Annotated in this window: 21 protein-coding genes and 1 pseudogene; 19 read left to right on the top strand and 3 right to left on the bottom strand. The window is 72.1% G+C overall.

Going from position 1 to position 24,477, the window contains the following annotated elements:
- Positions 1 to 74 precede the first annotated feature (74 nt).
- Complete coding sequence (locus ACZ4TW_RS18565; protein ID WP_465545254.1) at positions 75 to 1,403, top strand: class II 3-deoxy-7-phosphoheptulonate synthase; 1,329 nt, start codon at positions 75 to 77, stop codon at positions 1,401 to 1,403.
- A 105-nt stretch (positions 1,404 to 1,508) separates the two neighbouring features.
- Here the strand turns inward: ACZ4TW_RS18565 and pknB are convergent, their stop codons facing one another.
- On the bottom strand, positions 1,509 to 3,428 hold the full coding sequence (pknB, locus tag ACZ4TW_RS18560; RefSeq protein WP_465545114.1) for a Stk1 family PASTA domain-containing Ser/Thr kinase: 1,920 nt from the start codon (positions 3,426 to 3,428) through the stop codon (positions 1,509 to 1,511).
- Positions 3,429 to 3,529: 101 nt separating this feature from the next.
- Positions 3,530 to 4,642 (bottom strand): LysM peptidoglycan-binding domain-containing protein, encoded by a 1,113-nt coding sequence (locus ACZ4TW_RS18555; RefSeq protein WP_465545113.1) that lies wholly within the window; start codon positions 4,640 to 4,642, stop codon positions 3,530 to 3,532.
- 135 nt (positions 4,643 to 4,777) lie between these two features.
- Between ACZ4TW_RS18555 and ACZ4TW_RS18550 the strand changes: the two genes are divergently transcribed.
- Entirely contained in the window at positions 4,778 to 5,116 is a 339-nt protein-coding gene (locus tag ACZ4TW_RS18550; RefSeq protein WP_465545111.1) for an Rv2175c family DNA-binding protein, read from the top strand.
- A gap of 17 nt (positions 5,117 to 5,133) precedes the next feature.
- Here ACZ4TW_RS18550 and ACZ4TW_RS18545 read toward each other — a convergent pair whose 3' ends face one another.
- Positions 5,134 to 6,240, bottom strand: coding sequence for a polyprenyl synthetase family protein (locus ACZ4TW_RS18545; RefSeq protein ID WP_465545109.1), 1,107 nt, complete (start codon positions 6,238 to 6,240; stop codon positions 5,134 to 5,136).
- A gap of 75 nt (positions 6,241 to 6,315) precedes the next feature.
- Here ACZ4TW_RS18545 and ACZ4TW_RS18540 point away from each other — a divergent pair, with 75 nt between their 5' ends.
- The 17 genes and pseudogenes from ACZ4TW_RS18540 to ACZ4TW_RS18460 all read left to right on the top strand — a co-directional run bounded on the left by ACZ4TW_RS18540 (position 6,316) and on the right by ACZ4TW_RS18460 (position 24,408).
- The gene (locus ACZ4TW_RS18540; protein WP_465545107.1) at positions 6,316 to 6,711 is read left to right on the top strand and encodes a DUF3040 domain-containing protein; all 396 of its coding nucleotides are present in this window, start codon (positions 6,316 to 6,318) and stop codon (positions 6,709 to 6,711) included.
- 386 nt (positions 6,712 to 7,097) lie between these two features.
- Positions 7,098 to 7,529 carry a division/cell wall cluster transcriptional repressor MraZ gene (gene mraZ / locus ACZ4TW_RS18535; RefSeq protein WP_465545105.1) on the top strand — a complete coding sequence of 144 codons (432 nt, stop codon included), beginning with the start codon at positions 7,098 to 7,100 and terminating at the stop codon, positions 7,527 to 7,529.
- A gap of 104 nt (positions 7,530 to 7,633) precedes the next feature.
- On the top strand, positions 7,634 to 8,587 hold the full coding sequence (rsmH, locus tag ACZ4TW_RS18530; protein ID WP_465545103.1) for a 16S rRNA (cytosine(1402)-N(4))-methyltransferase RsmH: 954 nt from the start codon (positions 7,634 to 7,636) through the stop codon (positions 8,585 to 8,587).
- The gene (ftsL, locus tag ACZ4TW_RS18525) at positions 8,584 to 9,165 is read left to right on the top strand and encodes a cell division protein FtsL (protein ID WP_465545101.1); all 582 of its coding nucleotides are present in this window, start codon (positions 8,584 to 8,586) and stop codon (positions 9,163 to 9,165) included. The genes rsmH and ftsL overlap by 4 nt, the downstream gene beginning before the upstream one ends.
- Before the next feature lie 76 nt (positions 9,166 to 9,241).
- On the top strand, positions 9,242 to 11,026 hold the full coding sequence (locus ACZ4TW_RS18520; RefSeq protein WP_465545099.1) for a peptidoglycan D,D-transpeptidase FtsI family protein: 1,785 nt from the start codon (positions 9,242 to 9,244) through the stop codon (positions 11,024 to 11,026).
- Between the two features lie 12 nt (positions 11,027 to 11,038).
- Positions 11,039 to 12,595 carry a Mur ligase family protein gene (locus ACZ4TW_RS18515; RefSeq protein ID WP_465545097.1) on the top strand — a complete coding sequence of 519 codons (1,557 nt, stop codon included), beginning with the start codon at positions 11,039 to 11,041 and terminating at the stop codon, positions 12,593 to 12,595.
- Positions 12,592 to 14,004 carry a UDP-N-acetylmuramoyl-tripeptide--D-alanyl-D-alanine ligase gene (locus ACZ4TW_RS18510; RefSeq protein ID WP_465545252.1) on the top strand — a complete coding sequence of 471 codons (1,413 nt, stop codon included), beginning with the start codon at positions 12,592 to 12,594 and terminating at the stop codon, positions 14,002 to 14,004. The genes ACZ4TW_RS18515 and ACZ4TW_RS18510 overlap by 4 nt, the downstream gene beginning before the upstream one ends.
- Positions 14,001 to 15,095, top strand: coding sequence for a phospho-N-acetylmuramoyl-pentapeptide-transferase (mraY, locus tag ACZ4TW_RS18505; RefSeq protein WP_465545095.1), 1,095 nt, complete (start codon positions 14,001 to 14,003; stop codon positions 15,093 to 15,095). The genes ACZ4TW_RS18510 and mraY overlap by 4 nt, the downstream gene beginning before the upstream one ends.
- Positions 15,080 to 16,636 (top strand): UDP-N-acetylmuramoyl-L-alanine--D-glutamate ligase, encoded by a 1,557-nt coding sequence (gene murD / locus ACZ4TW_RS18500; RefSeq protein WP_465545093.1) that lies wholly within the window; start codon positions 15,080 to 15,082, stop codon positions 16,634 to 16,636. The genes mraY and murD overlap by 16 nt, the downstream gene beginning before the upstream one ends.
- The gene (ftsW, locus tag ACZ4TW_RS18495; protein WP_465545091.1) at positions 16,593 to 17,840 is read left to right on the top strand and encodes a putative lipid II flippase FtsW; all 1,248 of its coding nucleotides are present in this window, start codon (positions 16,593 to 16,595) and stop codon (positions 17,838 to 17,840) included. Before murD ends, ftsW begins: the two co-directional genes overlap by 44 nt.
- On the top strand, positions 17,837 to 18,937 hold the full coding sequence (gene murG / locus ACZ4TW_RS18490) for an undecaprenyldiphospho-muramoylpentapeptide beta-N-acetylglucosaminyltransferase (protein ID WP_465545089.1): 1,101 nt from the start codon (positions 17,837 to 17,839) through the stop codon (positions 18,935 to 18,937). Before ftsW ends, murG begins: the two co-directional genes overlap by 4 nt.
- A 43-nt stretch (positions 18,938 to 18,980) precedes the next feature.
- A pseudogene (murC, locus tag ACZ4TW_RS18485) lies at positions 18,981 to 20,415 on the top strand (UDP-N-acetylmuramate--L-alanine ligase); the annotation flags it as partial.
- Between the two features lie 54 nt (positions 20,416 to 20,469).
- On the top strand, positions 20,470 to 21,483 hold the full coding sequence (locus ACZ4TW_RS18480) for a cell division protein FtsQ/DivIB (RefSeq protein ID WP_465545250.1): 1,014 nt from the start codon (positions 20,470 to 20,472) through the stop codon (positions 21,481 to 21,483).
- Positions 21,484 to 21,654: 171 nt separating this feature from the next.
- Positions 21,655 to 22,863 carry a cell division protein FtsZ gene (ftsZ, locus tag ACZ4TW_RS18475; RefSeq protein ID WP_465545087.1) on the top strand — a complete coding sequence of 403 codons (1,209 nt, stop codon included), beginning with the start codon at positions 21,655 to 21,657 and terminating at the stop codon, positions 22,861 to 22,863.
- 31 nt (positions 22,864 to 22,894) lie between these two features.
- Positions 22,895 to 23,566, top strand: a complete 672-nt coding sequence (locus tag ACZ4TW_RS18470) for a YggS family pyridoxal phosphate-dependent enzyme (protein ID WP_465545085.1) — start codon at positions 22,895 to 22,897, stop codon at positions 23,564 to 23,566.
- Between the two features lie 34 nt (positions 23,567 to 23,600).
- Entirely contained in the window at positions 23,601 to 24,080 is a 480-nt protein-coding gene (locus tag ACZ4TW_RS18465) for a cell division protein SepF (protein ID WP_465545083.1), read from the top strand.
- Between the two features lie 10 nt (positions 24,081 to 24,090).
- Complete coding sequence (locus tag ACZ4TW_RS18460; protein WP_465545081.1) at positions 24,091 to 24,408, top strand: YggT family protein; 318 nt, start codon at positions 24,091 to 24,093, stop codon at positions 24,406 to 24,408.
- Positions 24,409 to 24,477: the final 69 nt, after the last annotated feature.

The following is a 24,477-nucleotide window of genomic DNA, read 5'->3' as shown; positions in this document are numbered from 1 at the left end:
GCGCGGCGCGCCCCGACCCTCCAGGATTCCAAGTGGTACAGCTCGTCGAGCCCATCGTGAACGCAGATCCCTCCGTGATCGCGGGCCTCGACTATTGGCGCACGCTGCCGATCAAGCAGCAGCCGAGCTGGCCCGACCCCGAGGCGGCGCACGCGGCGTCCACCGAGCTGGCGACCCTGCCCCCGCTGGTGTTCGCGGGCGAGGTCGACATGCTGCGCGATCGGCTGGCCGCGGCGTCCCGCGGCGAGGCGTTCCTGCTCCAGGGCGGCGACTGCGCCGAGACCTTCGCCGGCGCGACCGCCGACCAGATCCGCAACCGCGTGAAGACCGTGCTGCAGATGGCCGTCGTGCTCACGTACGGCGCCTCCATGCCGGTCGTCAAGATGGGCCGCATGGCGGGCCAGTTCGCGAAGCCCCGCTCGAGCGACACCGAGACGCGCGGCGACGTCACGCTGCCGGCGTACCGCGGCGACATCGTCAACGGCTACGACTTCACGCCCGAGTCGCGCGCCGCCGACCCGTCTCGGCTGCTGCAGGGCTACCACATGGCGGCGTCGACGCTGAACCTGATCCGCGCCTTCACGCAGGGTGGGTTCGCCGACCTGCGCCAGGTGCACGCGTGGAACCAGGGCTTCGCGGCGAACCCCGCGAACGCGCGCTACGAGAAGCTCGCCCGCGAGATCGATCGCGCCGTGAAGTTCATGGACGCCTGCGGCGCCGACTTCGACGAGCTCAAGCGCACCGAGTTCTACACCGGCCACGAGGGCCTGCTCATGGACTACGAGCGCCCCATGACCCGCATCGACTCCCGCACGGGAACGCCGTACAACACGTCGGCGCACTTCATCTGGATCGGCGAGCGCACCCGCGAGCTCGACGGCGCGCACGTCGACTTCCTGTCGCGCGTCCGGAACCCGATCGGCGTGAAGCTCGGTCCGAGCACGACGCCCGAGGTCATGCTCGAGCTGGTCGAGAAGCTCGACCCGAATCGCGAGCCGGGCCGGCTCACGTTCATCACGCGCATGGGCGCGGGCAGGATCCGCGACGCGCTGCCGCCCCTGCTCGAGGCGATCAAGGCGTCCGACGCGAACCCGCTGTGGGTGACCGATCCGATGCACGGCAACGGCATCACGACGCCCACCGGGTACAAGACCCGCCGTTTCGACGACGTGGTCGACGAGGTCCGCGGGTTCTTCGAGGCGCATCGTGATGCGGGCACCTACCCGGGCGGCATCCACGTCGAGCTCACCGGCGACGACGTGACCGAGTGCATGGGCGGTTCCGAGCACATCGACGAGGAGACCCTCGCGACGCGCTACGAGTCGCTGTGCGACCCGCGCCTGAACCACATGCAGTCGCTCGAGCTGGCCTTCCTCGTGGCCGAGGAGCTCGCCGTCCGCTGATGGTCGGCGGGCCGAGGGGCGGTCGAGGCGTCGACGGATGCCTCGGCCGCCCGTTCCTCGTCCGACCCGGGTGCACGGCACCGCGTGCGGTACGCATCGGGCGACTCAGAGCGTCAGCGAACCCACGATCCGCACGCTGCTTCCGCGAGGCGCCGTCTCGCCCGCCGCGGGCGACTGCTCCTTGACCGTGGCGAGGGGCAGGAAGAGGTCGGGCAGTTCGTAGGCCACCGAGAACCCCGCGGCCTCGAGGGTCGCGACGGCGTCGGACATCGTCGCGCCGACCACGTTCGGCACCTCGACGGGTTCGGGCCCCAGGGAGACCGTCAGTCGCACGATGTCGCCCGGGTTCATGGGGTCGTCGAGCCAGTCGGCCGTGATCACCACGTCGACGGGGACGTCGTTGCTGTACTGCGCGTCGGCGAACTCCACCGTCAGCCCGGCCGTCTCGAGTCGGGACTGCGCCTCGCCGACCGCGAGCCCTTCGACGGGCGGCACCGGTCCGATCGAGACCACGAGGGTCATCGCCCCGCGCTCGGGGTAGGTCGCCCCGACCGGCGCGCCCGACCCGTCGAGCACCGCCACCACCGTGCCCGGTTCGACGTCGCCGGAGAACTGCCCGGTGGCCTCCTCGGCGACCGTGAACGCCTCGAGCGCCGTGCGGGCCTCGGCTTCGGGCATCCCGACCACCTGCGGCACGTCGAGCTGCTGCGGGCCGAGCGAGACGAAGAGCTGCACGGTCGAGCCGCGCCGGGCCAGCGCGCCGTCCTCCGGGTCGGTTCCGGAGACCTGCCCGGTGGGGACCTCGGGATCGTGGCGTTCCGCGGGCTCGACCTGGAACCCCGCCTCGGTGAGGACCTGGGTCGCGTTGTCGGGGAGCATGCCCGTGGTCTCGGGCACGGTCGCCAGGGATCCGGGTCCGGCGCCGAAGTACCATCCGGTGCCGGCTGCGAGGCCGGTCAGGAGCAGGACGAGGGCGAGGATCCAGTACCCGCGGTGTCGTCGCCGTTCCGAGACCTTCGTGAGGGCGGCGGCGTCGCCCTCGGCCTCGACCTCGCTGGGAGCGGTCACGGGGGCGACGGCCATGCGGCCCGACGGCGCGAGCACGCGCGTCTCGGCGGTCGGTGCGGCGTCGAGTGCGCCGATCACGACGGTGTCGCCCGCGGACGCGCGGGGCTGGGTCGGTCGGAGCCCGGGCTCGAGCTCGCGGAGCCGTTCGAGCATGATGCGGGCGTCGGCCGGCCGCGCGTCGGGGTCGCGCGAGGTCGCCCACAGCACCAGCTCGTCGAGCTGGTGCGGCACCGCGGGGTTGCGGGTGCTCGGCGCGGGCACCGACTCGTTCGCATGCTGGTAGGCGATCTGCATCGGCGCCTCCCCCACGTAGGGCTGCTCGCCCGTGAGCATCTCGTACGTCATGATGCCGAGCGCGTAGATGTCGCTGCGGGCATCGGCGACCCCGCGTGTGACGAGCTCGGGGGAGAGGTACGCGATCGTGCCGAGCAGCGCCTGCCCGGTCGCGGTGTTCGCGCTCGCGGCACGCGCGAGCCCGAAGTCGCCGAGCTTGATGCGGCCGTCGTCGGCGAGCAGCACGTTCTCGGGCTTGAGGTCGCGATGCACGATGCCGGCCTTGTGCGCCGCGGCGAGCCCGGAGAGCACGGCGTCGAGGATGTCGACGGTCTGCTCGGGCGTGAGCCGCTTGTAGTCCTTCAGGAGATCGCGGAGCGTGATGCCCGGCAGGTACTCCATCACCAGGTACGCCATGTCGGCGTCCTGTCCCTGGTCGAACACGTTGACCACGTTGGGATGCGCGAGGCGCGCCGCCGACCGCGCCTCCTGCACGAAGCGGGTCTTGAACGTGTTGTCGTCGGCGAGATGGCCGTGCATGACCTTGATCGCGACGCGTCGCTCGAGGCGGAGGTCGGTCGCGAGGTACACCGTGGCCATTCCGCCGCGCGCGATCCGCGAGCGCACCTGATAGCGGCCGTCGACGAGACGGCCGATCATCGGGTCGGCGGGCGCGGTGGTCACCGTACGAGTGTACGAAGGCGCGTATGCCGCCAGATGAACAAACGCCGGGCGCGCTGGGATCGCAACGGCATCGTGACGATCGGATGCCGCGGGCGCGGGCCTCAGCCGAGCTCGGCGAGCCAGCGCTGGGCGGATGCCTCCCACTTGGCGTAGTGGTCGGGGTGGGCGCTGTGCTGCACGGCCTGCGCGGCCGCCGTGAGCGGCATCGATTCCCAGCCGTCGACGTCGAGCAGGCCGGGGGCCGTTCCGACGGTGGGCGAGGAGGGGCCGCCGTAGAAGGCCGCCGCAGCGCGCGCGGGATCGAGCACCTGCTCGGGAGCGCCCCATCCCTGGCTCGGGCGCTGCTGGAAGAGGCCGAGCGAGTCCTGGTCGCCGTGGGCGAGGTTGCGCAGGCCGGATTCCTGGGCGGCGGCGGCGAGCGCGATGACGATGGCCCGGTCGGGAACGCCGAGCGCGCGACCCACGTCGACCACGACGCGCGCGTTGGCCTGCATCTCGCCGTCGAGCGCGACGTCGAGCATCACGACTGGGGTCGCCTCGACCGGTGCGGGCGCGGTCGGCTCCGCGTCGGCGACGGGGGGTGCCGGCGCGAGTGCGGGCGCGGCCGGGGCCGCGCCATCCGTCGCCGGCAGCACGATGGCCTGCCCCGGGAAGATCAGGCTGGCACGGCTCAGCCCGTTCGCGCTGAGCACCACCTCGACGTCGAGGCCGTGCGCCGCCGCGATGCCGCTGACGGTGTCGCCCGCCTCCACGACGTGCCGCGCGATCTCGGGCCGCGACACCGGGGGAGCGGGCGAGGCGGCGACGGCTCCGCCGGGGAGCGCGAGCCGCTGGCCGGGGAAGATGAGGCTCGACCAGCTCAGTCCGTTCTCGGCGAGCACCTCGGCGGTCGGCAGACCGTACCTCGCCGCGATCGCGCTGACGGTGTCGCCCTCGAGCACCGTCACCTCCGCCGGCACGACCGACGCCACCGCGGCCGACGCGGTCGCGGTCGCGGGTGCACCGGACTGCGCCTTGGCCTTCGCCTGGCGCTTCACGGTCGGCGCGGCGGCCGCGGCGGGCTGCACGATGCCCAGCGTGACCGCGAGCGTGCTCGCGACGGCGACCGGCAGGGTCAGCAGTCGGCGGATGCCGCGGCGGCGGCCCTCGCGCGGAGCGTCGGTCTCGCCGTCGACCCCATCGCCGGTGTGCGCGGCCCCCGAGTACTGCTCCATGATCCCCCTCCGCCCTGAGCGGATGCGGTCACCGTCTCACGCGGATGGGGACGAGTCAAACTCATCCGCGCGCGTCGCCGCGCCTCGCCGTCGCGGCGGTTCCCACCCCGCCCGCTCGCGTGGCAGTCTGTACGCGTGACCGACGCCGAGCAGACCGAATGGCTGACCGTTCCCGAACTCGTCGAACGGCTGGGGCAGACGCCGAGCCGCATCCGTCGCCTGATCGACGAGCGCTACCTGCTCGCGACGCGGGTCGATGGCGTGCTGAAGGTCCCCGCCGTGTTCCTGCGCGATGACGCGCCCCTGCCCGAGCTGCACGGCACGGCGATCGTCCTCGCCGACGCCGGCTTCACCGACGCCGAGTCGCTCGAGTGGCTCCTCGGCGAGGAGGACAGCCTGGGCACGACCCCGATCGCGGCGCTCCGCGCGGGCCGCAAGTCCGAGGTGCGCCGGGTCGCCCAGGCGCTCGCGTAGCCCCGAGCCGGTCGGCCTCAGCTCGCGCGCCGCGTCACGGCGCGCGCGAGGTCGCCGAGGCCGAGCGCGGCGTCCCGATCGATCGGCGCCGACTCGAGGGCCGCCATCGCGCGCCCGGTGTTCTCGTCGATGATGCGCTCGAGCTCGTCGACCGCGCCGCAGTCGCGGATCGTCTCCTGCAGCATCCGCACCTGATCGGCATCGAGGGCGGGATCGCCGAGCAGTCCGTCGACCAGGCGGCGGCCGTCGGGAGCGAGCCGCTCGCGCGCGATCGCCACGAGCAGCGTGCGCTTGCCCTCCCGCAGGTCGTCGCCCGCGGGCTTGCCGGTGACCTCGGGATCGCCGTACACGCCCAGCAGGTCATCGCGCAACTGGAACGCGATGCCGAGCGGGAGCCCGAACGCACGGAGCGCGTCGAGCTCGGCCGCGGAGCCGCCCGCGATGGCCCCGCCGATGACGAGCGGCGCCTCGATGCTGTACTTGGCCGACTTGAACACCACGACACGCTCGGCGCGGGTGCGCTGCTCGTCGTCGGGCATCGCGAGCCAGGCCCGCTCCTCGAGGATGTCGAGGTACTGGCCGACGGTGACGTCGGTGCGCATGCGGTTGAACTCCAGGCGCGCGGCGCGGGCCGCCGTGGGATCGTGGAGGCCGGCGAGCCCCTCGTCGAGCAGCTCGTCACTCCAGCCGAGCAGGAGGTCGCCGAGCAGCACGGCGGTGGCGCGGCCGTAGTCGGCGGCGCTGCCGGCCCAGGCCGCGTCGCGGTGCTGCGCCTCGAAGACCCGGTGGACGGATGGCGCGCCGCGCCGCGTGTCGGAGTTGTCGATGAGGTCGTCGTGCACGAGCGCCGCCGCGTGGAACACCTCGAGCGCGGCCGAGGCCGAGACGACCGCGTCGCGCTCGGCGGCGGCGTCGGGCCCCTCGCCGGCGGCCCCGCGGACCGCCTGCCAGCCGCGGTGGCAGAACTGGGCCCGGAATCGCTTGCCACCGCTGAGAAAGCGCTTGGAGAATCCGGCCAACTGGTCGAGGTCGGTCGCGATGGAGCGGAGAATGGAAGCACGGTCGGCGAGGAACTCCTCGAGGCGTTCGTTCACCAGGGCGACGGTTCGGGGGGCCGGGACCATCGTCCTAGCCTACCGACGGCGCGCAGGACTAGAATGGCGTAACGAAGCGTCGGTCCCGAGCATGAGGGGAATGAGATGCCGCTTTCAGAGCAGGAGCAACGCCTTCTCGAGGAGATGGAGCGGAACCTCTACAAGAACGACGCGGATTTCGTCGCGACGGTCGGAGGTGCCGGTCGCGGGCGACCCAACTACCGGGCGATCGTGCTCGGCGTGCTGCTCGCCGTGGCGGGCGCGGGTGCGCTCATCGGCGGCGTCGCGTCGCAGATCCTCATCATCGGAGTGCTGGGCTTCGCGCTCATGTTCGTCGGCGTGCTCGTCGCGATCACGCCGTCCAAGCGCACGGCGTCCGCTTCCCCGGTCTCCGGCATGCCCGGAGCGTCGGGCACTGCGCCGCGGCAGGCCAAGCCGCGCGGCGGCTTCATGGACCGGCTGAACGAGCGCTGGGACCGACGGCAGGAGGGGCGCGACTGACGCGCTCCTCGCGCTGACCACCGACTGACGGGCCGATCGATGATCGGCCCGTTCTTCGTGTTCCTCCACTTCCCACCACGCGGCCCCTCCACTTCGCCCCACGCGATCCCTCCACTTCCCACCACCGGGCCGCCCCGGCGGCGACCTGGCGCGTCACGCTGGGCAGCGGGCCCCGGGGACGTCGCCGGCGGGTGCTCGACACGGTTCCCTCGCGTGCGCGCTCGCGCGCACGCCATCCACTTCCCTCCACCTTCGAGATCGCTGGGAATCCGCGCCTCCACTGACGTACGAGCGCCGGAAACACGCCAATGTCGTTGTCTGGTGGAGGACAGTGGAGTAAAGTGGAGCCAGCACCTGGTTCCTGGCCGGAGGATGGGGGTGACGCGATGTTCCTCGGAAGCTACGAACCGAAGCTCGATGAGAAAGGCCGCGTCATTCTTCCGGCGAAGTTCCGGGATGAGCTGTCGAACGGCCTCGTGCTCACGCGAGGTCAGGAGCGCTGCATCTACGTGTTCAGCGCGCGGGAGTTCGAGAGCATGAGCGAGAAGATCCGCCAAGCCCCCGTCACGAGCAAGCAGGCGCGCGATTACATGCGCGTCTTCCTCTCAGGGGCCTCTGCGGAGACCCCCGACAAGCAGCATCGGGTCACCATCCCCGCCAACCTCCGCACGTATGCGGGGCTCGACCGCGACCTCACGGTCATCGGCGCGGGAACGCGGGTGGAGATCTGGGATGCGGCGGCGTGGCAGAGCTACCTCGCCGAGCAGGAGGCGGCCTTCGCAGAGACGGCGGAGGAGGTGATCCCCGGACTCTTCTGAGTCCCCGGGCCCCGACTCCCAGCCGTGCGAGCCTGCTGCACTTCCCCGCAGCAGGACGAACGGATGGGGATCGGGACCCGGAGGACCCGGGAGTGGGAGACATCATGGACATCGAACGGATCCACACGCCGGTGATGCTCGAGCGCACGCTCGAGCTGCTCGCACCGGCGCTCGATCGCGAGGATGCGGTGTTCGTCGATGCCACGCTCGGCATGGGCGGGCATACCGCCGCGGTGCTCGAGCGGTTCCCCGACGTCGTCGCCATCGGGCTCGACCGCGACACCGAGGCGCTCGCGATCGCCCGGGAGCGGCTGGTCCGGTTCGGCGACCGTGCCAGGTTCGTGCACACCGTGTACGACGGCATCGCCGAGGCGGTCCGCGGCGAGGGCTTCGATGAGGTGCACGGCATCCTCTTCGACCTGGGCGTCTCGTCCCTGCAGCTCGACCGCGCCGAGCGCGGGTTCGCCTACGCGAAGGATGCGCCGCTCGACATGCGGATGGACTCGACGCGCGGCCGTACCGCGGCCGAGGTCATCGCCGAGTACCCCGAGGAGGAGCTGCGCCGGATCTTCCGCGACTACGGCGAGGAGAAGCTCGCCGCGCGGTACGCCCGGGCGATCGTCCGCGCCCGCGAGCGCGAGCCCATCACGCGGTCCGGTCGCCTGGTCGAGGTGCTGCACGAGGCCACGCCGGCCGCGGTGCAGCGAGCCGGCCATCCAGCCAAGCGCGTCTTCCAGGCCCTGCGCATCGAGGTGAACGAGGAGCTCTCGGTGCTCGAGCGCGCGCTGCCCGCCGCGCTCGGCCTCGTGGCCGTCGAGGGCCGGATGGTGGTCCTCTCCTACCAGTCGCTCGAGGACCGGCTCGTCAAGCGGGTCCTCGCCGCGGCGTCGAGCTCCACGGCACCCGCCGGGTTGCCCATGGAGCTTCCCGAGCACCGCCCGCAGTTCCGGCTCCTCGTCAGGGGTGCCGAGCTCGCGAGCGACGCCGAGCAGGCGGAGAACCCGCGTGCCAAGCCGGTGCGACTTCGCGCCGCAGAACGAGTGAGGAGGCCGTCGTGAGCGCACTGCCGGCCCAGACCCGACCCGCCCGCCGTCCCGCGCCCGAAGCGGCGCCCTCGCGCACGCCACGCCTCCGGCCCGTTCCCGACGCGGTCCGCAGGGCGAGGCCGCGGCTCGCGTACGCCGTGGTCGCGCTCGTCTCCATCGGCATCATCGCCATGGTCCAGCTGCTGCTCTCGATCGCGATGACGCAGGGTGCGTACGAGCTCGACGCCGAGTTGCTCAAGCAGGCCGAGCTGCGCCGCGAGGAGCAGAAGCTCGCCGACGACCTCGACCGGCTCGAGTCGCCGCAGTTCCTCGCCGCCAACGCCGAGGCGCTCGGCATGGTGCCGAACTCCGACCCCGTCTACCTGCGCCTGTCCGACGGCGCCGTGCTCGGCGAGCCCACGGCCGCGGTCGGGGCGGGCGCGTCATCCGCCCCGCTCGTGCCGAATGCCCTCATCGACGGCGTGCCGCTCGTGACGGAGCAGGCCGCGGAGGAGACTGCGGGAGAGGGTGAGCAGCCGGCCGCAGCCGAGGGTTCGCCCGCCGCACCGCTGCCGCTCGAAGGCGGCCTCCCGACTCCCGCCACCCACTGATCGAGCACGACGCACCGAACGACGACCGCAGCGAAGGGAGCGGAACCCGCCGATGAACCGAATGAGCCGGCGGCCCATGCGCCGCGTCATCGCGGCGGCGCTCGCGCTCATCCTCATGGTGGGCTGGTTCGTCGTCCGGCTCGTCGACATCCAGGTGGTGCGGGCGGCCGAGCTCAACGCCGCCTCCCAGGACGTGCGGTCGCAGACGCGCGTGATCCACGGCGAGCGCGGCGCGATCCTCGACGCGACCGGCACGGTGCTCGCCGAGAGCGTGATGCGCTACGACATCGCCCTCTCGCCGAAGCAGGCGCTGCTCGGACCGGTGGTCCGGGAGGAGCCCGATCCCGCCGATCCGTCGAAGCGCCTCGAGGTCGAGGTGCCGCTCGAGCAGGTGCTCGCCGAGCTCGGCGCCGTGATCGGCCGGTCCGCCGAGGAGCTCCGCTCGGTCATCGACGCGTCGCTCGAGTCCGATCCCGACTCCGACTTCGCCTACGTGGCGAAGCTCGTCGACACCGAGGCGTACGAGCAGGTCAAGGCACTCGACATCCCGTGGGTGGTGCCGTACGAGCACCCGAGCCGTCGCTACCCGAACGGCGCGGTCGCAGGCAACCTGCTGGGCTTCGTCGGCGACGACGGCGACCCGCTCGCCGGGCTGGAGTTCTCGGAGGACTCCTGCCTGGCGGCCGAGGACGGCGAGATGAGCTACCTGCACAGCCTCAAGGACTGGGTCGCGATCCCGGGCTCCGAGCAGGTGCACACCGAGGCGCGCGACGGCGGCGACCTCCAGCTGACCATCGACGCCGACCTGCAGTACTTCGTGCAGCGGGTCGCTGCCGAACAGGTCCAGGCCACCGGCGCGCAGTGGGCCACCGTGACGGTCATGGAGGCGAAGACGGGCCGGCTCCTCGCGATCGCCGACGTGCCCACCGTCGATCCCAACGCGCCGTCGGCGACGGAGGCCGACGACCGCGGCTCGCGCGCGTTCACCGCGCCGTTCGAGCCGGGATCGACGTTCAAGGCGCTCACGTCCGCATCCGTCATCGACGCGGGCAAGGGCGACCCGACGAGCGGCGTGACGGCCGACTACCGCTACCGGCCACCCAACGGTGCCGACATCAACGACAGCTTCTTCCACGGGCCGACCAACTACACGATGACCGGGATGCTCGTCGACTCCTCGAACACCGCCATGTCGCTGTTCGGCGAGCGGGTGAGCGACGAGCAGCGCTACGAGGACATGCTCGACTTCGGTCTCGGCGAGACGACCGAGGTCGGGTTCGCCGGCGAGGCCGCCGGCGACCTCCACGGCGGCCCCGGCGCCTGGGACAACCAGACGAAGTACGCCACGATGTTCGGCCAGGGCCTGACGACGACCGCCATCCAGATCGCAAGCGTGTACCAGACCCTGGCCAACGGCGGGGTCCGCATGCCGGTGACGCTCGTCGACGGGTGCCACCGGCCGGACGGCACGGTGACGCAGGCGGCGTCGACCGAGGGGCACCGCGTGGTCTCCGAGAAGGCCGCCGACGAGACGGCGCAGATGCTCGAGCGCGTCTACCTCGAGGGCTGGCTGGCCGACAAGTGGGAGATCCCGGGGTACCGGGTCGCCGCGAAGACCGGAACGGCCCAGGTCTCGGACGGCAACGGCGGGTACCAGGCGGGCCACCTGGTGTCGGTATCGGGCTTCGCTCCGGCCGATGACCCCGAGTTCGTCGTTTCGGTCAGCATCATGGACCCCGTTAAGATGAACTCGTCCGCCGCCTCGGCTCCCGTCTTCCAACAGGTGATGAGCCAGGTGCTGAAGACGTATCGGACGGTTCCATCCGGCGCCCCGGCGCCCGAATTGCCAGCCACCTGGTAGAAAGTTGGGTTCGTGACCGGAACGCCTCCCACGGCACTCCGGCCGCAGCATCCCGGTCCTCGATCGCTCCGCAGCCTTGCGGAGGCGTTCGGATTCGAGGTGCGCGGCGGGATCGACGAGATCGACGTGACGGGCGTCGCCATCGCCTCCGGGGCGGTCCAGGGCGGCGACCTCTACGTCGGTGTCCCCGGTCGCAACGCGCACGGCGCGGAGTTCGCGGCCCAGGCGGCCGAGAACGGCGCCGTCGCCGTGCTGACGGATGCCGCGGGCGCCGAGCACGCCGCCGGCTCGGGCCTACCGGTGCTCGTCACGCCCGACGCGCGTGCGGCGCTCGGCGAGGTCGCGGCCTGGATCCATCGCACTGCGGAGAACCCGGCGGCGCTCCTCGGCGTCACGGGGACGAACGGGAAGACGAGCGTCGTCTACCTGCTCTTCGCCGTCCTGCGCCAGCTCGGGGTCACCGCGGGGCTCACCTCGACGGCCGAGCGTCGGATCGGCGACGAGGCCGTCACGAGCTCGCTCACGACGCCCGAGGCGAGCGAGCTGCACGCACTGCTCGCACGCATGCGCGAGGTCGACGTGCGCGCCGTGGGCATCGAGGTCTCGGCGCAGGCTCTCAGCCGGCACCGCGTCGACGGGCTGGTGTTCGACGTCGTGGGCTTCACGAACCTCTCGCACGACCACCTCGACGACTACGTGTCGATGGAGGAGTACTTCGACGCCAAGCGCGAGCTGTTCACGCCTGAGCGGGCACGTCGCGGCGTCGTGACGGTCGACTCGGAGTGGGGCCGGCGTCTCGTCGCCGAGTCCCGCATCCCGGTCACCACCCTCGCGACCGATCCCGGCGCCGACGCCGACGCCGACGCCGACTGGACGATGACACTGCTCGAGGAGACGCCGACGCACACCGCGTTCCGCCTGGCCGCTCCCGACGGCCGCACGCTCGAGACCCGCGTGCCGCTCATCGGCCACTTCATGGCCGCGAACGCCGCACTCGCCATCGTGATGCTCGTCGAGGCGGGCCACGACCTCGACCTCATCGCGCGCGCGGTCGCCGAGCACGGCATCGACGCGTACATCCCCGGGCGGGCCGAGCGGGTCTCGGGCGAGCGCGGCCCCGTGGTCTACATCGACTACGGGCACACGCCCGACGCGTTCCGGCAGACGCTCGACGCCATCCGTCGCACGACCGACGGGCGCATCGTGATGGTGTTCGGCGCCGACGGCGACCGCGACACGACCAAGCGCGCCGACATGGGCGCGATCGCCGCGCGCGGCGCGGACTCGCTCGTCGTCACCGACTTCCACCCGCGCTGGGAGGATCCGGCCGCGATCCGCGCGGCGCTCATCGCGGGTGCCCGCGCCGCGGTTCCCGACCGGGAGATCCACGAGGTCCCCGATCCGCGCGCCGCGTTCCGGCAGGCCCTCGCCCTCGCAGGCGAGGGCGATGCGGTGCTCTACGCGGGGCCGGGTCACGAGGACTACCAGGAGGTCGCGGGCGTGAAGCATCCGTACTCGGCACGGGACGACGCCCGGCTGGCACTGCAGGAAGCGGGGTGGCTCGAATGATCGCGCTGACGCTGGAGGAGATCGTGGCGGCGACCGCCGGACGGCTCGAGCCGAGCGGCACGGATGCCACGGGCGCGACGATCGTCGACGGTCCCGTCACGACCGACTCGCGCGAGGTCGTCCCCGGCGGGGTCTTCGTGGCCAAGCGCGGCGAGTTCGACGACGGGCACCGCTTCGCGTCCGGCGCCGTCGAGCGCGGCGCGGCGCTGCTCGTCGTCGAGCGACCGCTCGACCTGCCGGTGCCGCAGGTCGTCGTGGCGGATTCGGTCGACGCGCTCGGGGCGCTCGCGACCGAGGTCGTGCGGCGCGTCCGCGCCCTCGGGCGCCTTCGGATCGTCGGCGTGACCGGGTCGAACGGCAAGACCACCACCAAGAACCTGCTGCGTACGGTGCTCGAGCAGGTCGGCCCGACGGTCGCGGCCCGCAAGAGCTACAACAACGAGGTCGGCGCGCCGACGACCATGCTCGAGCTCACCGAGCAGACCGAGTACCTGGTCGCCGAGATGGGCGCCTCGGGCGTCGGCGAGATCGCGCGCCTGATCCGGATGGCCCGCCCCGACGTCGGCATCGTCCTCAAGGTCGGCCTGGCCCACGCCGGCGAGTTCGGCGGCATCGAGAAGACCGTGCAGGCCAAGTCCGAGATGGTGACCGACCTGCTGCCGACCGACGTGGCGGTGCTGAACGCCGACGACCCGCGCGTCGTGCCCATGGCCGACGTGACCGCCGCGCGCGTGGTGTGGTTCGGGCTCGGCGAGCGCGCCGACGTGCGGGCGACCGACGTCGTGGTGCACGCCCGAGGCACCGAGTTCACGGTGACGGTGCCCGGCGGGGAATCGGCGCACGTGCGCTTCTCGGTGCTCGGCGAGCACCACGTGATGAACGCCCTCGCCGCGATCGCGGCGGCACGTGAGCTCGGCGTGCCGCTGGCGACCATCGTGGCGGGCCTCGAGCGCGTGACGCTGGCCGAGCAGTGGCGCATGCAGGTGATGGGCGGGCGCGACGACATCACGGTCATCAACGACGCCTACAACGCCAGCCCCGACTCCGTCGCGGCCGCGCTCAAGACGCTCGCGCAGGTGAGGCGACCCGAGGGGCGCACGATCGCGGTGCTCGGCGAGATGAGCGAGCTCGGCGAGTTCTCGGGTGAGGAGCACGATCGCATCGGGCTGCTCGCCGTGCGGCTCGGGGTCTCGCAGCTGGTCGTGGTGGGGGAGGGCGCGCGGCGCCTGCACATCACCGCGATCAACGAGGGGTCGTGGGACGGCGAGTCCGCGTACGTCGACACGGCCGACGAGGCCTTCGACCTCGTGACCGCGTCGGCGCGGCCCGGCGACACCGTGCTCGTGAAATCGTCGAACTCGGCGGGCCTCCGTCACCTCGGCGACCGACTGGGAGAATGGTTCGAGTGAGAGCACTTCTGACCGCCGGAGCCTTGTCGCTCTCCTTCACGCTCTTCCTGACCCCGCTGTTCATCCGGCTGTTCACGAGGCTCGGCTGGGGCCAGTTCATCCGCGACGACGGCCCGAAGACGCATCACGTCAAGCGCGGCACGCCCACGATGGGCGGCATCATCTTCATCCTGGGCACGTTGTTCGGGTACTTCTCGGCGACGCTGCTGATCGGCGACGGCCCGACGGCCTCCGGCCTGCTCGTGCTGTTCATGATGGTCGGCCTCGGCCTCGTGGGCTTCATCGACGACTTCCTGAAGACGCGGAAGAAGCAGAGCCTCGGCCTCGGCGGCTGGGCGAAGATCGCCGGGCAGACGATCGTGGCCGCGGCGTTCGCACTGCTGGCGCTGCAGTTCCCGAACGAGGAGGGCGCGACGCCCGCGACGACGAAGATCTCGTTCATCCGGGATCTGCCCCTCGACTTCATGGTGCTCGGCTCGATCGTCGGCATCATCGCGTACGTCGTGTGGATCGTGTTGATCGCGGCCGCCGCCTCGAACGGCGTCAACGTCACCGACGGCCTCGACGGCCTGGCCTCGGGCGCGTCGATCCTCGCGATCGGCTCGTTCATCATCATCGGCTTCTGGCAGTTCAACCAGTCGCGGTTCAGCGAGAACCTGAATCCCGACGACCTCTACCGCAGCTACGACGTCCGCGACCCGCTCGACCTGGCGATCGTGGCCACCGCGATCGTCGGCGCCGTCGTCGGCTTCCTCTGGTGGAACACCAATCCCGCGCACATCTACATGGGCGACACGGGGTCCCTCGCGCTCGGCGGCGCGCTCGCAGCACTGGCGGTCACGAGCCAGACCGAGCTGCTCCTGCTGCTGCTCGGCGGCCTGTTCGTGATCGAGGCCGGCTCGGTGATCGTGCAGCGCGCGTACTTCCGGGTCACCGGCGGCAAGCGGATCTTCCTCATGAGCCCGATCCACCACCACTTCGAGCTGAAGGGCTGGGCCGAGGTCACGATCGTCGTGCGCTTCTGGATCATCGCGGGCCTGTTCGTGGCCGCGGGCGTCGGCGCGTTCTACTTCGAATGGCTGCAGAGTTGACCGACGACGCACCGCCCGCCGGGCGCCTCGACGGCCTGACCAGCTGGCATGCCGAGGGATGGCGCGGGCTGCGCGTCGCCGTGCTCGGCCTCGGCGTCACGGGGTTCGCCGTCGCCGACACGCTCGCCGAGCTCGGCGCGGCGGTCACGGTGTACGCACGCGACCCCGACGTCGACCGTGCTCGCATCCTCGAGGTGATCGGCGTGGGCTTCGTCGTGCAGCCGCTCGACGTCGTGCCCGACGAGCTCGCGGCATCCGACCCCGAGCTCATCGTCGTCTCGCCGGGATTCCGTCCCGACCACCCGGTGCTCGCGTGGGCCGCCGAACGGGGCATCGCCGTGTGGGGCGACATCGAACTCGCCTGGCGCGTGCGCGACAAGGTGCGGGCGTCCGAGTGGATGCTCGTGACCGGCACGAACGGCAAGACGACCACGGTGCAGCTCGCGGCCACGCTGATCGCCGCGAACGGCGTGCGGGTGGCGCCGTGCGGCAACATCGGCGTGCCCGTGCTCGACGCCGTGCGCGACCCGATCGGGTACGACGTGCTCGTCGTCGAGCTCTCGAGCTTCCAGCTGCATCATCTGCCGACCGCCGGCCCCGGCGCCGTCCATCCGTACTCGAGCGTGTGCCTGAACCTCGCCGACGACCACCTCGACTGGCACGGCTCGGCCGATGCGTACCGTGAGGCGAAGGGCAAGGTCTACGCCAACACGAAGGTGGCGTGCGTCTACAACCGCGCCGATGAGGCGACCCGCGCGATGGTCGAGGAGGCCGAGGTCGAGGAGGGCGCCCGCGCGATCGGCTTCGGGCTGGACACGCCCGGACCGAGCGACTTCGGCGTCGTCGACGGCATCCTGTGCGACCGCGCGTTCCTCGAGGAGCGCCGCACGGCCGCGCTCGAGCTCACGACGCTCGACGAGCTCGAGCCGCTCGGCCTCGCGGTGCCGCACATCGTGGCCAACATCCTCGCCGCGTCGGCGCTCGCGCGCTCGTACGACGTGCCGGTCGGCGTCATCCACGACGCGCTCGCGACCTTCCGGCTCGACGCGCACCGGATCGAGACCGTGGCGGTGGCCGGCGGCATCCGCTGGATCGACGACTCGAAGGCGACCAACCCGCACGCGGCCGAGGCCTCGTTGCGCGCGTTCGGCCGGGTCGTGTGGATCGTGGGCGGCCTGCTCAAGGGCGTCGACGCCGACGCGCTCGTGGCCCGGCACGTGCCTCGGCTGCGGGCCGCGATCGTCATCGGCCGCGACCGCGCGGCGCTCGTCGAGGCGTTCCGCCGACACGCGCCCGACCTGCCCCTCCTCGAGGTGGTCACGGATGACACTGAGAGCGTGATGCCCGACGCGGTCGCCCTCGCGGCCTCCGTCGCGGAGGACGGCGACACCGTGCTCCTCGCGCCGGCGGCGGCATCGATGGACCAGTTCGCGGACTACGCCGACCGCGGACGGCGCTTCCACGACGCCGTCCGCGAACGGCTCGGAGGGGAGGCGCATGACGAGCCCGCCTCGGACGAGCCGCCCGCCGAAGGCCGCTGAGCCCTCGGGCCTGGCCGCCCGGATCCGGCTCGGCGCGTTCCGGCCGGAGTCGAAGGACTACTTCCTCCTGCTCGGTACGACGGTCTTCCTCGTCCTGCTCGGCCTCATCATGGTGCTCTCCTCGTCGATCGTGGAGTCGGGCCTGGAGAACGACGGCGACTTCACGTCGCGCGCCATGCAGCAGGCCACGTACGCGCTCGTCGGCGTGCCCGTGATGCTGCTGGCCGGCCGGATGCCCGAGGGGTTCTGGATGCGCATCGCCTGGCTCGTGCTCGGCGTGGCGTGCGTGCTGCAGCTGCTCGTCGTCGCCACGCCGCTGGGCGTCGAGGTCGGCGGCAACACGAACTGGCTCCGACTCGGTCCGATCCAGTTCCAGCCGTCCGAGCTCATCAAGGTCGCCCTCGTCCTCTGGCTCGGCCTCATCGTGACGAAGAAGCAGGACCACCTGCACGAGTTCGGCCAGGGCATCATGCCGATCCTGCTGGTCGGCGGGGGAGCGATCGGGCTGGTCCTGCTCGGCGGCGACCTGGGAACGGTCATGGTCATGGCGGCGATGCTGCTCGGCACGCTGTTCCTCATCGGCGTGCGGCTGCGCCTGCTGGTCATCCCGCTCGTCGTCGGCGCGATCGCGTTCTGGCTCGTGGCGATCTCGAGCGAGAACCGGATGCGGCGCATCACCGCGTTCCTGCAGGAGCACTGCACGCGGTACGACACGGCCGACTGCTGGCAGATCCAGCACGGCACGTTCGCGCTCGCGAACGGCGGGATCTTCGGCGTCGGCCTCGGCAACTCGGCGGCGAAGTGGTCGTGGCTGCCCGCGGCCGACAACGACTTCATCTTCGCGATCATCGGCGAGGAGCTCGGCCTCATCGGGGCGGTCGTGGTGATCGGGCTGTTCGTCGTGCTCGCGATCGCACTGGCTCGCGTGCTCCGCAACGCCTCCACGCCGTTCGGACGGACGGTCGCGGCCGCGGTGCTCGTGTGGGTCGTCGGCCAGGCATGTGTCAATATCGGTGTCGTGCTCGGCGTCTTCCCCGTCCTCGGCGTCCCGCTGCCGCTCGTCTCGGCGGGCGGCACCGCGCTGCTGACCACCCTGTTCGCCATCGGCGTCGTCCTCTCGGTCGCCCGCGACCCCGAGGCTCCCGCGCGAGCCGCCGCGCGCTCCGAGCAGCGACGCGCGGCACGGGCGGCCCGCGCGCGATGACCACGTACCTGCTCGCCGGCGGTGGCACCGCCGGCCACGTCAATCCGCTCCTCGCGGTCGCCGACCGGCTGCGCGAGCGGGACCCGCAGGCCCGGGTGCTCGTGCTGGGCACGGCCGAGGGGCTCGAGGCGCGCCTGGTCCCCGCGCGCGGCTACGAGCTGCTCACGATCGAGAAGGTGCCGTTCCCGCGGCGGCCGAACGGCGCCGCGCTCCGCTTCCCCTCGCGCTTCCGGCGATCGATCGCCGAGGTCGCCGCGATGATCGCCGAGCGCAAGGTCGACGCGGTCGTCGGGTTCGGCGGGTACGTCGCGACGCCCGCGTACCTCGCCGCGCGACGGGCGGGCGTCCCGGTCGTCATCCACGAGGCGAACGCCAGGCCGGGCCTGGCGAACCGGCTCGGCGCCCGCTTCGCCGCGCGCGTCGGAGTGGCCTTCCACGGCACGCCGCTTCCGCGCGCCGAGTTCGTCGGCATGCCGCTCCGCCGCGAGATCGAGACGCTCGACCGCACGGCGCGTCGCGACGAGGCGGCCGCGCTGTTCGAGCTCGACCCGGCACGTCCGGTGCTGCTCGCGACCGGGGGATCCCTCGGGGCACGACGGATCAACCGCACGATGGTCGAGTGCGCCGCCGCCCTGGTCGCGACCGGATGGCAGGTGCTGCACGTCACCGGCGCGAAGTCCGAGGTCGACGACCCCGGCCTGCCCGACTACCGCATGGTGGAGTACGCCGACCGCATGGACCTCGCGCTCGCGATCGCCGACGCCGCCGTCTCGCGCGCGGGTGCCGCGACCGTGAGCGAGCTCGCCGCGCTCGGCATCCCCGCCGTCTACGTGCCGTATCCCGTGGGCAACGGCGAGCAGCGCTTCAACGCCGCCGACGTGGTCGGCGCCGGCGGCGGCATCCTCGTCGACGACGCCGCGTTCCTGCCCGCGTGGGTGGATCGCGAGCTCGTGCCGCTGCTCGCGGACCGGGGGCGCCTCGCCGCGATGGCGCAGGCCGCGGCATCCGTCGGCGCGCTCGACGGGACCGACCGGACGGTCGCGCTGATCGACGCCGCGCTGCGCCCCGAGGGCGGCGCTCCCCGCGCGGGCGCGTAACGTTGAACCCACCGAACACCCGACCAGGAAGCTCCGCGACACCGTGACGATCAAGCCCGACCTCTCGACCCCGATCCCCGCCGACCTCGGCGCCGTGCACTTCGTCGGCATCGGGGGATCGGGCATGAGCGGGATCGCGCGACTCGTGCTCGGCGCGGGCCACCGGGTCACCGGCTCCGACGTGCGCGAGTCCGACAACATCGCCGCGCTCCGCGCCCTGGGCGCGACCATCGCGATCGGGCACGCCGCCGAGAACCTCCCCGACGACGTCGACACGGTGGTGGTCACCGGTGCGCTCTGGCAGGACAACCCCGAGTACCGGCTGGCGCTCTCGCGCGGCATCCCGGTGCTGCACCGCTCGCAGGCGCTCGCCTCGGTGATCGCCGGCCGGCGGCTCGTGTCCGTCGCCGGTGCGCACGGCAAGACGACCTCGACGGGCATGATCATCACGGGCCTGCTCGCGCTCGGCGAAGACCCGAGCTTCGTCAACGGCGGCGTCATCGAGGAGCTCGGCGTGAGCTCGGCATCGGGCTCGGGCGAGCTGTTCGTCGTCGAGGCCGACGAGTCCGACGGCTCGTTCCTGCTGTACGACACCTCGGTCGCGCTCGTCACGAACGTCGACCCCGATCACCTCGACCACTACGGGTCGCTCGACGCCTTCGAGCAGGCGTTCGTCGACTTCGCCGACCGTGCGCGAGAGCTCGTCGTCATCTCCTCCGACGACCCGGGTGCGACGCGCGTGCGTGCGCGGCTCTCGCACGAGCGCGTCATGACGTTCGGCGAGGCGCAGGATGCCACGGTGCGCGTGCACTCGATCAGGACCGAGGGTCCTGTGGCGTTCTCGCTCTCGTACGAGGGCGGCGAGTACGCCGCGCAGCTGCGCATCCCCGGGCGGCACAACGCGATCAACGCGGCCGGTGCGTTCGCGGTCCTCGTCGGGCTCGGCTTCGACCCGCAGGGCGCCCTCGACGGCATCGCCCGGTTCGCGGGCACCGGTCGCCGGTTCGAACTGCACGGCACGGTCGACGGCGTGAGCGTCTACGACGACTACGCGCACCACCCGACCGAGGTCGCGGCGGCGCTGTCCGCTGCGCGGACCGTCGTGGGCGACGGGCGGATCATCGCGGTGCACCAGCCGCACCTCTACAGCCGGACCCGGCTCTTCGCCAAGGAGTTCGCCGACGTGCTGGAGCAGTACGCCGACGAGACGGTCGTGCTCGACGTCTACGGTGCGCGCGAGGATCCCGAGCCGGGCGTGACGGGCGCGCTCGTCAGCGAGCGGTTCGCCGACCCCGAGCACGTGGCGTTCATCGCCGACTGGCAGGACGCGGCCGACCACACCGCGCGCATCGCACGTCCCGGCGACTTCGTCATCACGCTCGGCTGCGGCGACGTCTACCGGATCGTGCCGCAGATCCTCGGTTCGCTCGAGCGCGAGCGGCGCGGCTGAACGGGGCGACGTGAAGCGGCCGCAGGGGTTCGATCGCGCGCGGACCGCGCGGACGCCGGCCACGTCGTCCTCTTCCGCGGCCGTGCGTCCCGACGGAGACGGCGACCGCGGCGCGCGCAGCCGTCGGCAGCCGGTCCTGGCCGCCGGCGACTCCCGGGCGGCCGAGGGCCGCGACCGCACGCTGACCGAGCCCCTGCGGCTGCCCGTGGGCGACCTGGTCGCGCCCGACGACGCCCGCCCGGCGGCCGACGCCACGACCGTCGTCGCCCCCGGTGCCTCCGCCGCGGCATCCGGAGCGCCCGACCGTCGCGACGGGAACCCGCAGGCCGACGACCGCGCGGCGCGGCGCGCGCTGGCGGCCGCCGAGCGGGAGCGCCGCCGGTACGAACGGCAGGAGGTGCGGCGATTCACCAGGCGGAGCCGCATGCGCCGGATCGCCTGGATCACGGGGATCGCCTCGGTGGTCGGTCTCGCCGTCCTGGCCGTGGCCGCCGCGTACTCGCCCCTCATGGCGCTCCGCGAGGTGCGCGTCGAGGGCACCGCCCGCATCCCCGCCGCCGACGTCCGCACCGCGTTCGACGACCGGCTCGGCACGCCGCTGCCGCTCATCGCGGCCGACGAAGTGCAGGAGACGCTCTCCGGGTTCCCGCTCATCGAGACGTACTCGACCGAGACCGTGCCCCCGGGCACGCTCGTCGTCCGCATCGTCGAGCGCACGCCGGTCGGCGTGGTGGAGGGATCCTCGGGCTACACGGCGATCGACGCGGCCGGCGTGGTCATCGAGCGGTACGAGGAGCGACCCGAGGCGCTGCCGCTCATCACGGTCGACGGAGGCGTCGCCGGAGACGCGTTCGAGTCGGTCGGTGCCGTCCTGCGGAGCCTGCCGGCCGACCTCCTCGCGCGGGTCGCGTCGGTCACGGCGGAGACCCCGGACGACGTGCGGCTGGAACTCGCGGAGGGTGCGAGCGTGGCGTGGGGGAGTGCGGAGGACTCCGCCCTGAAGTCGACCGTGCTCGTGAAGCTCATGGCCGCCGCGCCGCCCGACACGGTGGGGCGGTACGACGTGTCGGCGCCGCTCAGCCCCGTGACGCAGTGAACTGAGCGGATGTCGCGGCGCGCCATCCGCTCACCGGATCGCGACACGCGGAGTCGCCTTGCCGCGTGCCCGCCCACGGGCACCTACCTTCGACTCAGGAATTGCATACTCGGCAAATCTTTAACCTTCGACTAGAGGTTCAAGGTTCAGAGTTCGCAGAGAGGGCCGGACATGTCGACAAACCAGAACTACCTCGCCGTCATCAAGGTGGTCGGCATCGGCGGGGGCGGCGTCAACGCCGTGAACCGCATGATCGAGCTCGGCCTGCGCGGGGTCGAGTTCATCGCCATCAACACCGACGCCCAGGCGCTGCTGATGTCCGACGCCGACGTCAAGCTCGACGTCGGCCGCGACCTCACCCGCGGCCTCGGCGCCGGCGCCGACCCCGAGGTCGGCCGGCGCGCCGCCGAGGACCACGCGGAGGAGATCGAGGAGGCGCTCGCCGGCGCCGACATGGTCTTCGTGACCGCGGGCGAGGGCGGCGGCACCGGCACCGGTGGCGCCCCCGTGGTCGCGCGCATCGCCAAGTCGATCGGCGCGCTGACGATCGGCGTGGTCACCAAGCCGTTCAGCTTCGAGGGCAAGCGGCGCCAGACCCAGGCCGAGCAGGGAGTCGCGCGACTGAAGGAGGAGGTCGACACCCTCATCGTGGTGCCGAACGACCGCCTGCTCGAGATCAGCGACCGCGGCATCTCGATGCTCGAGGCCTTCGCGACGGCCGACCAGGTGCTGCTCGCCGGTGTCCAGGGCATCACCGACCTCATCACGACGCCGGGCCTGATCAACCTCGACTTCGCCGACGTCAAGTCGGTGATGCAGGGAGCGGGCTCCGCCCTCATGGGCATCGGCTCATCGCGCGGCGCCGACCGCGCGATCAAGGCCGCCGAGCTCGCCGTCGCGAGCCCGTTGCTCGAGGCGTCCATCGACGGCGCGCACGGCGTGCTGCTCTCGATCCAGGGCGGCTCCAACCTCGGCATCTTCGAGATCAACGACGCCGCGCGGCTCGTGCAGGAGGCCGTGCATCCCGAGGCCAACATCATCTTCGGCGCGGTCATCGACGACACCCTCGGCGACGAGGTCCGCGTGACGGTGATCGCCGCGGGCTTCGACGGCGGCGACCCGATGCCCAAGCCGGTCGAGGTGAAGAAGCCGTCGGTCGTCCCCGCGGCCGTCGGCGCCGTCGCGGGCGGGGGCGCCGGCTTCGGCAGCGCGCTGGCCGGCGCCGACTCGGGCGAGGCCCTCGCCGAGATCGACATCGAGGAGCTCGTCGAGACGGCCAACTGGGGCGAGGCGACCAGCAGCACGGCCGACCAGATCGTCTCCGACCCCGCGTTCGGCGACGACTCCGACGACCTCGACATCCCCGACTTCCTCAAGTGAGTCCGCGGGGCCACGCCCGGAGGCGAGCCGCGTGAGCGGGCTCGCCTCCCGGCTCGCCTCCGTGCGGTCGGGCATCGCGGATGCCGCGTCGACGGCCGGGCGGGACGCCGACGAGATCACGACCGTCGTCGTCACCAAGTTCCAGCCGGTCTCGCTCATCCGCGAGCTCGCCGCGCTGGGCGTCACCGACGTGGGCGAGAACCGCCACCAGGAGGCGCAGGCCAAGGCCCGCGAACTCGCCGACGTCGGTCTGACCTGGCACTTCGTCGGTCAGCTGCAGGGCAAGAAGGCCAGGCAGGTCCGTGTCTACGCGTCCGTCATCCACTCGGTCGATCGCACGTCGCTCGTGGACGCGCTGCGCTCCGAGGAGTCAGCCGTCGACTGCTTCGTCCAGGTCAACCTCACCGACGACCCCGGTCGCGGCGGTGTCGACCCCGACGCGCTCGAGCCGCTCGTCGAGCACGTGGTGGGCACGCCCGGCCTGCGCCTGCTCGGCCTCATGGCGGTCGCGCCCCTGGGCGAGGAGGCCAGGCCGGCGTTCGCGCGCGTGCGCGCCATGTCCGAGCGCGTCCGCACCCTCGCACCCGAGGCGACCGCACTGTCCATGGGGATGTCGCACGACTATCGCGACGCGATCTTGGAGGGTGCGACACACCTTCGGATCGGCACGGCAATCACGGGGGAACGCCCGACCCCGGGCTAGCCTCGGAACCACGGAACCACTGACGGAGGCAGCGATGTCCAACCCGCTCAAGAAGACCATGGTCTACCTCGGACTCGCCGACGAGGAGCTCGAGGCCGAGACGCCGCAGACGGCGGCAGCGCCGGCGCCCATCGTGCACGCCGCGCCCGCCCCGGCGCCCAAGACCGGGGCCGCGGTGACACCGCTCAGGAAGCAGCACATCCAACCGACGACACCACCGCAGGCGGAGATGAACGAGATCCTCACGGTGCACCCGCGCCAGTACCGCGACGCCCAGGTGATCGCCGAGTCCTTCCGCGAGGGCGTGCCGGTGATCATCAACCTGTCCCAGATGTCCGACGCCGAGGCGCGCCGCCTCATCGACTTCGCGAGCGGCCTCTCGCAGGGCCTCTACGGCAAGATCGAGCGCGTGACGAGCAAGGTGTTCCTGCTCTCGCCGGCGCACGTCGTGGTCTCCGGGGAGGCCGGCGAGGCCGAGGGCGACGTCGACGCGTCGTTCTTCACGCACGCGTAGACTCCCCGACGTGAGTGCGCTCGTCGTCGTCTGGAACCTCCTCTACACGCTCCTCCTCATCTACTTCTTCGTGATGTGGGCGCGGTTCGTGCTCGACCTCGTGCGCACGTTCAACCGCTCCTGGCGGCCGCGTGGATTCGTGCTCGTGCTCGTCGAGGGCGTCTACACGGTGACCGATCCGCTGGTGCGCTTCTTCCGCCGGCTCGTTCCGCCGATCCGCCTGGGCCAGGTGGCGCTCGACCTCGGGTGGAGCATCGCGATGCTGGTCGTCATCGTCGCGATGACCGTCGTGTCCTGGCTCGCCGCGGCGTCGGCGGCATCCGCCTGACCGGATGACGCAGAGGTGGCGCGCCGTGCGTCCGGCGCTCTGCCTCCGTGTGGTTGTCTTTGCTACCGT

It is taken from the genome of Agromyces sp. NPDC029043, from assembly GCF_055564615.1.
This window is presented reverse-complemented; position numbering and strand designations above follow the sequence as displayed.

Excerpts from the sequence above, each read along its gene's own strand:
- murD (WP_465545093.1), top strand. The coding sequence starts at position 15,080 with ATGGCTGCAGAGTTGACCGACGACGCACCGCCCGCCGGGCGCCTCGAC.
- ACZ4TW_RS18545 (WP_465545109.1), bottom strand. The coding sequence starts at position 6,240 with ATGGTCCCGGCCCCCCGAACCGTCGCCCTGGTGAACGAACGCCTCGAG.
- ftsZ (WP_465545087.1), top strand. The coding sequence starts at position 21,655 with ATGTCGACAAACCAGAACTACCTCGCCGTCATCAAGGTGGTCGGCATC.
- ACZ4TW_RS18465 (WP_465545083.1), top strand. The coding sequence starts at position 23,601 with ATGTCCAACCCGCTCAAGAAGACCATGGTCTACCTCGGACTCGCCGAC.
- mraZ (WP_465545105.1), top strand. The coding sequence starts at position 7,098 with ATGTTCCTCGGAAGCTACGAACCGAAGCTCGATGAGAAAGGCCGCGTC.
- ACZ4TW_RS18510 (WP_465545252.1), top strand. The coding sequence starts at position 12,592 with ATGATCGCGCTGACGCTGGAGGAGATCGTGGCGGCGACCGCCGGACGG.
- ftsW (WP_465545091.1), top strand. The coding sequence starts at position 16,593 with ATGACGAGCCCGCCTCGGACGAGCCGCCCGCCGAAGGCCGCTGAGCCC.
- ACZ4TW_RS18540 (WP_465545107.1), top strand. The coding sequence starts at position 6,316 with ATGCCGCTTTCAGAGCAGGAGCAACGCCTTCTCGAGGAGATGGAGCGG.
- murG (WP_465545089.1), top strand. The coding sequence starts at position 17,837 with ATGACCACGTACCTGCTCGCCGGCGGTGGCACCGCCGGCCACGTCAAT.
- ACZ4TW_RS18555 (WP_465545113.1), bottom strand. The coding sequence starts at position 4,642 with ATGGAGCAGTACTCGGGGGCCGCGCACACCGGCGATGGGGTCGACGGC.
- ACZ4TW_RS18520 (WP_465545099.1), top strand. The coding sequence starts at position 9,242 with ATGCGCCGCGTCATCGCGGCGGCGCTCGCGCTCATCCTCATGGTGGGC.
- rsmH (WP_465545103.1), top strand. The coding sequence starts at position 7,634 with ATGGACATCGAACGGATCCACACGCCGGTGATGCTCGAGCGCACGCTC.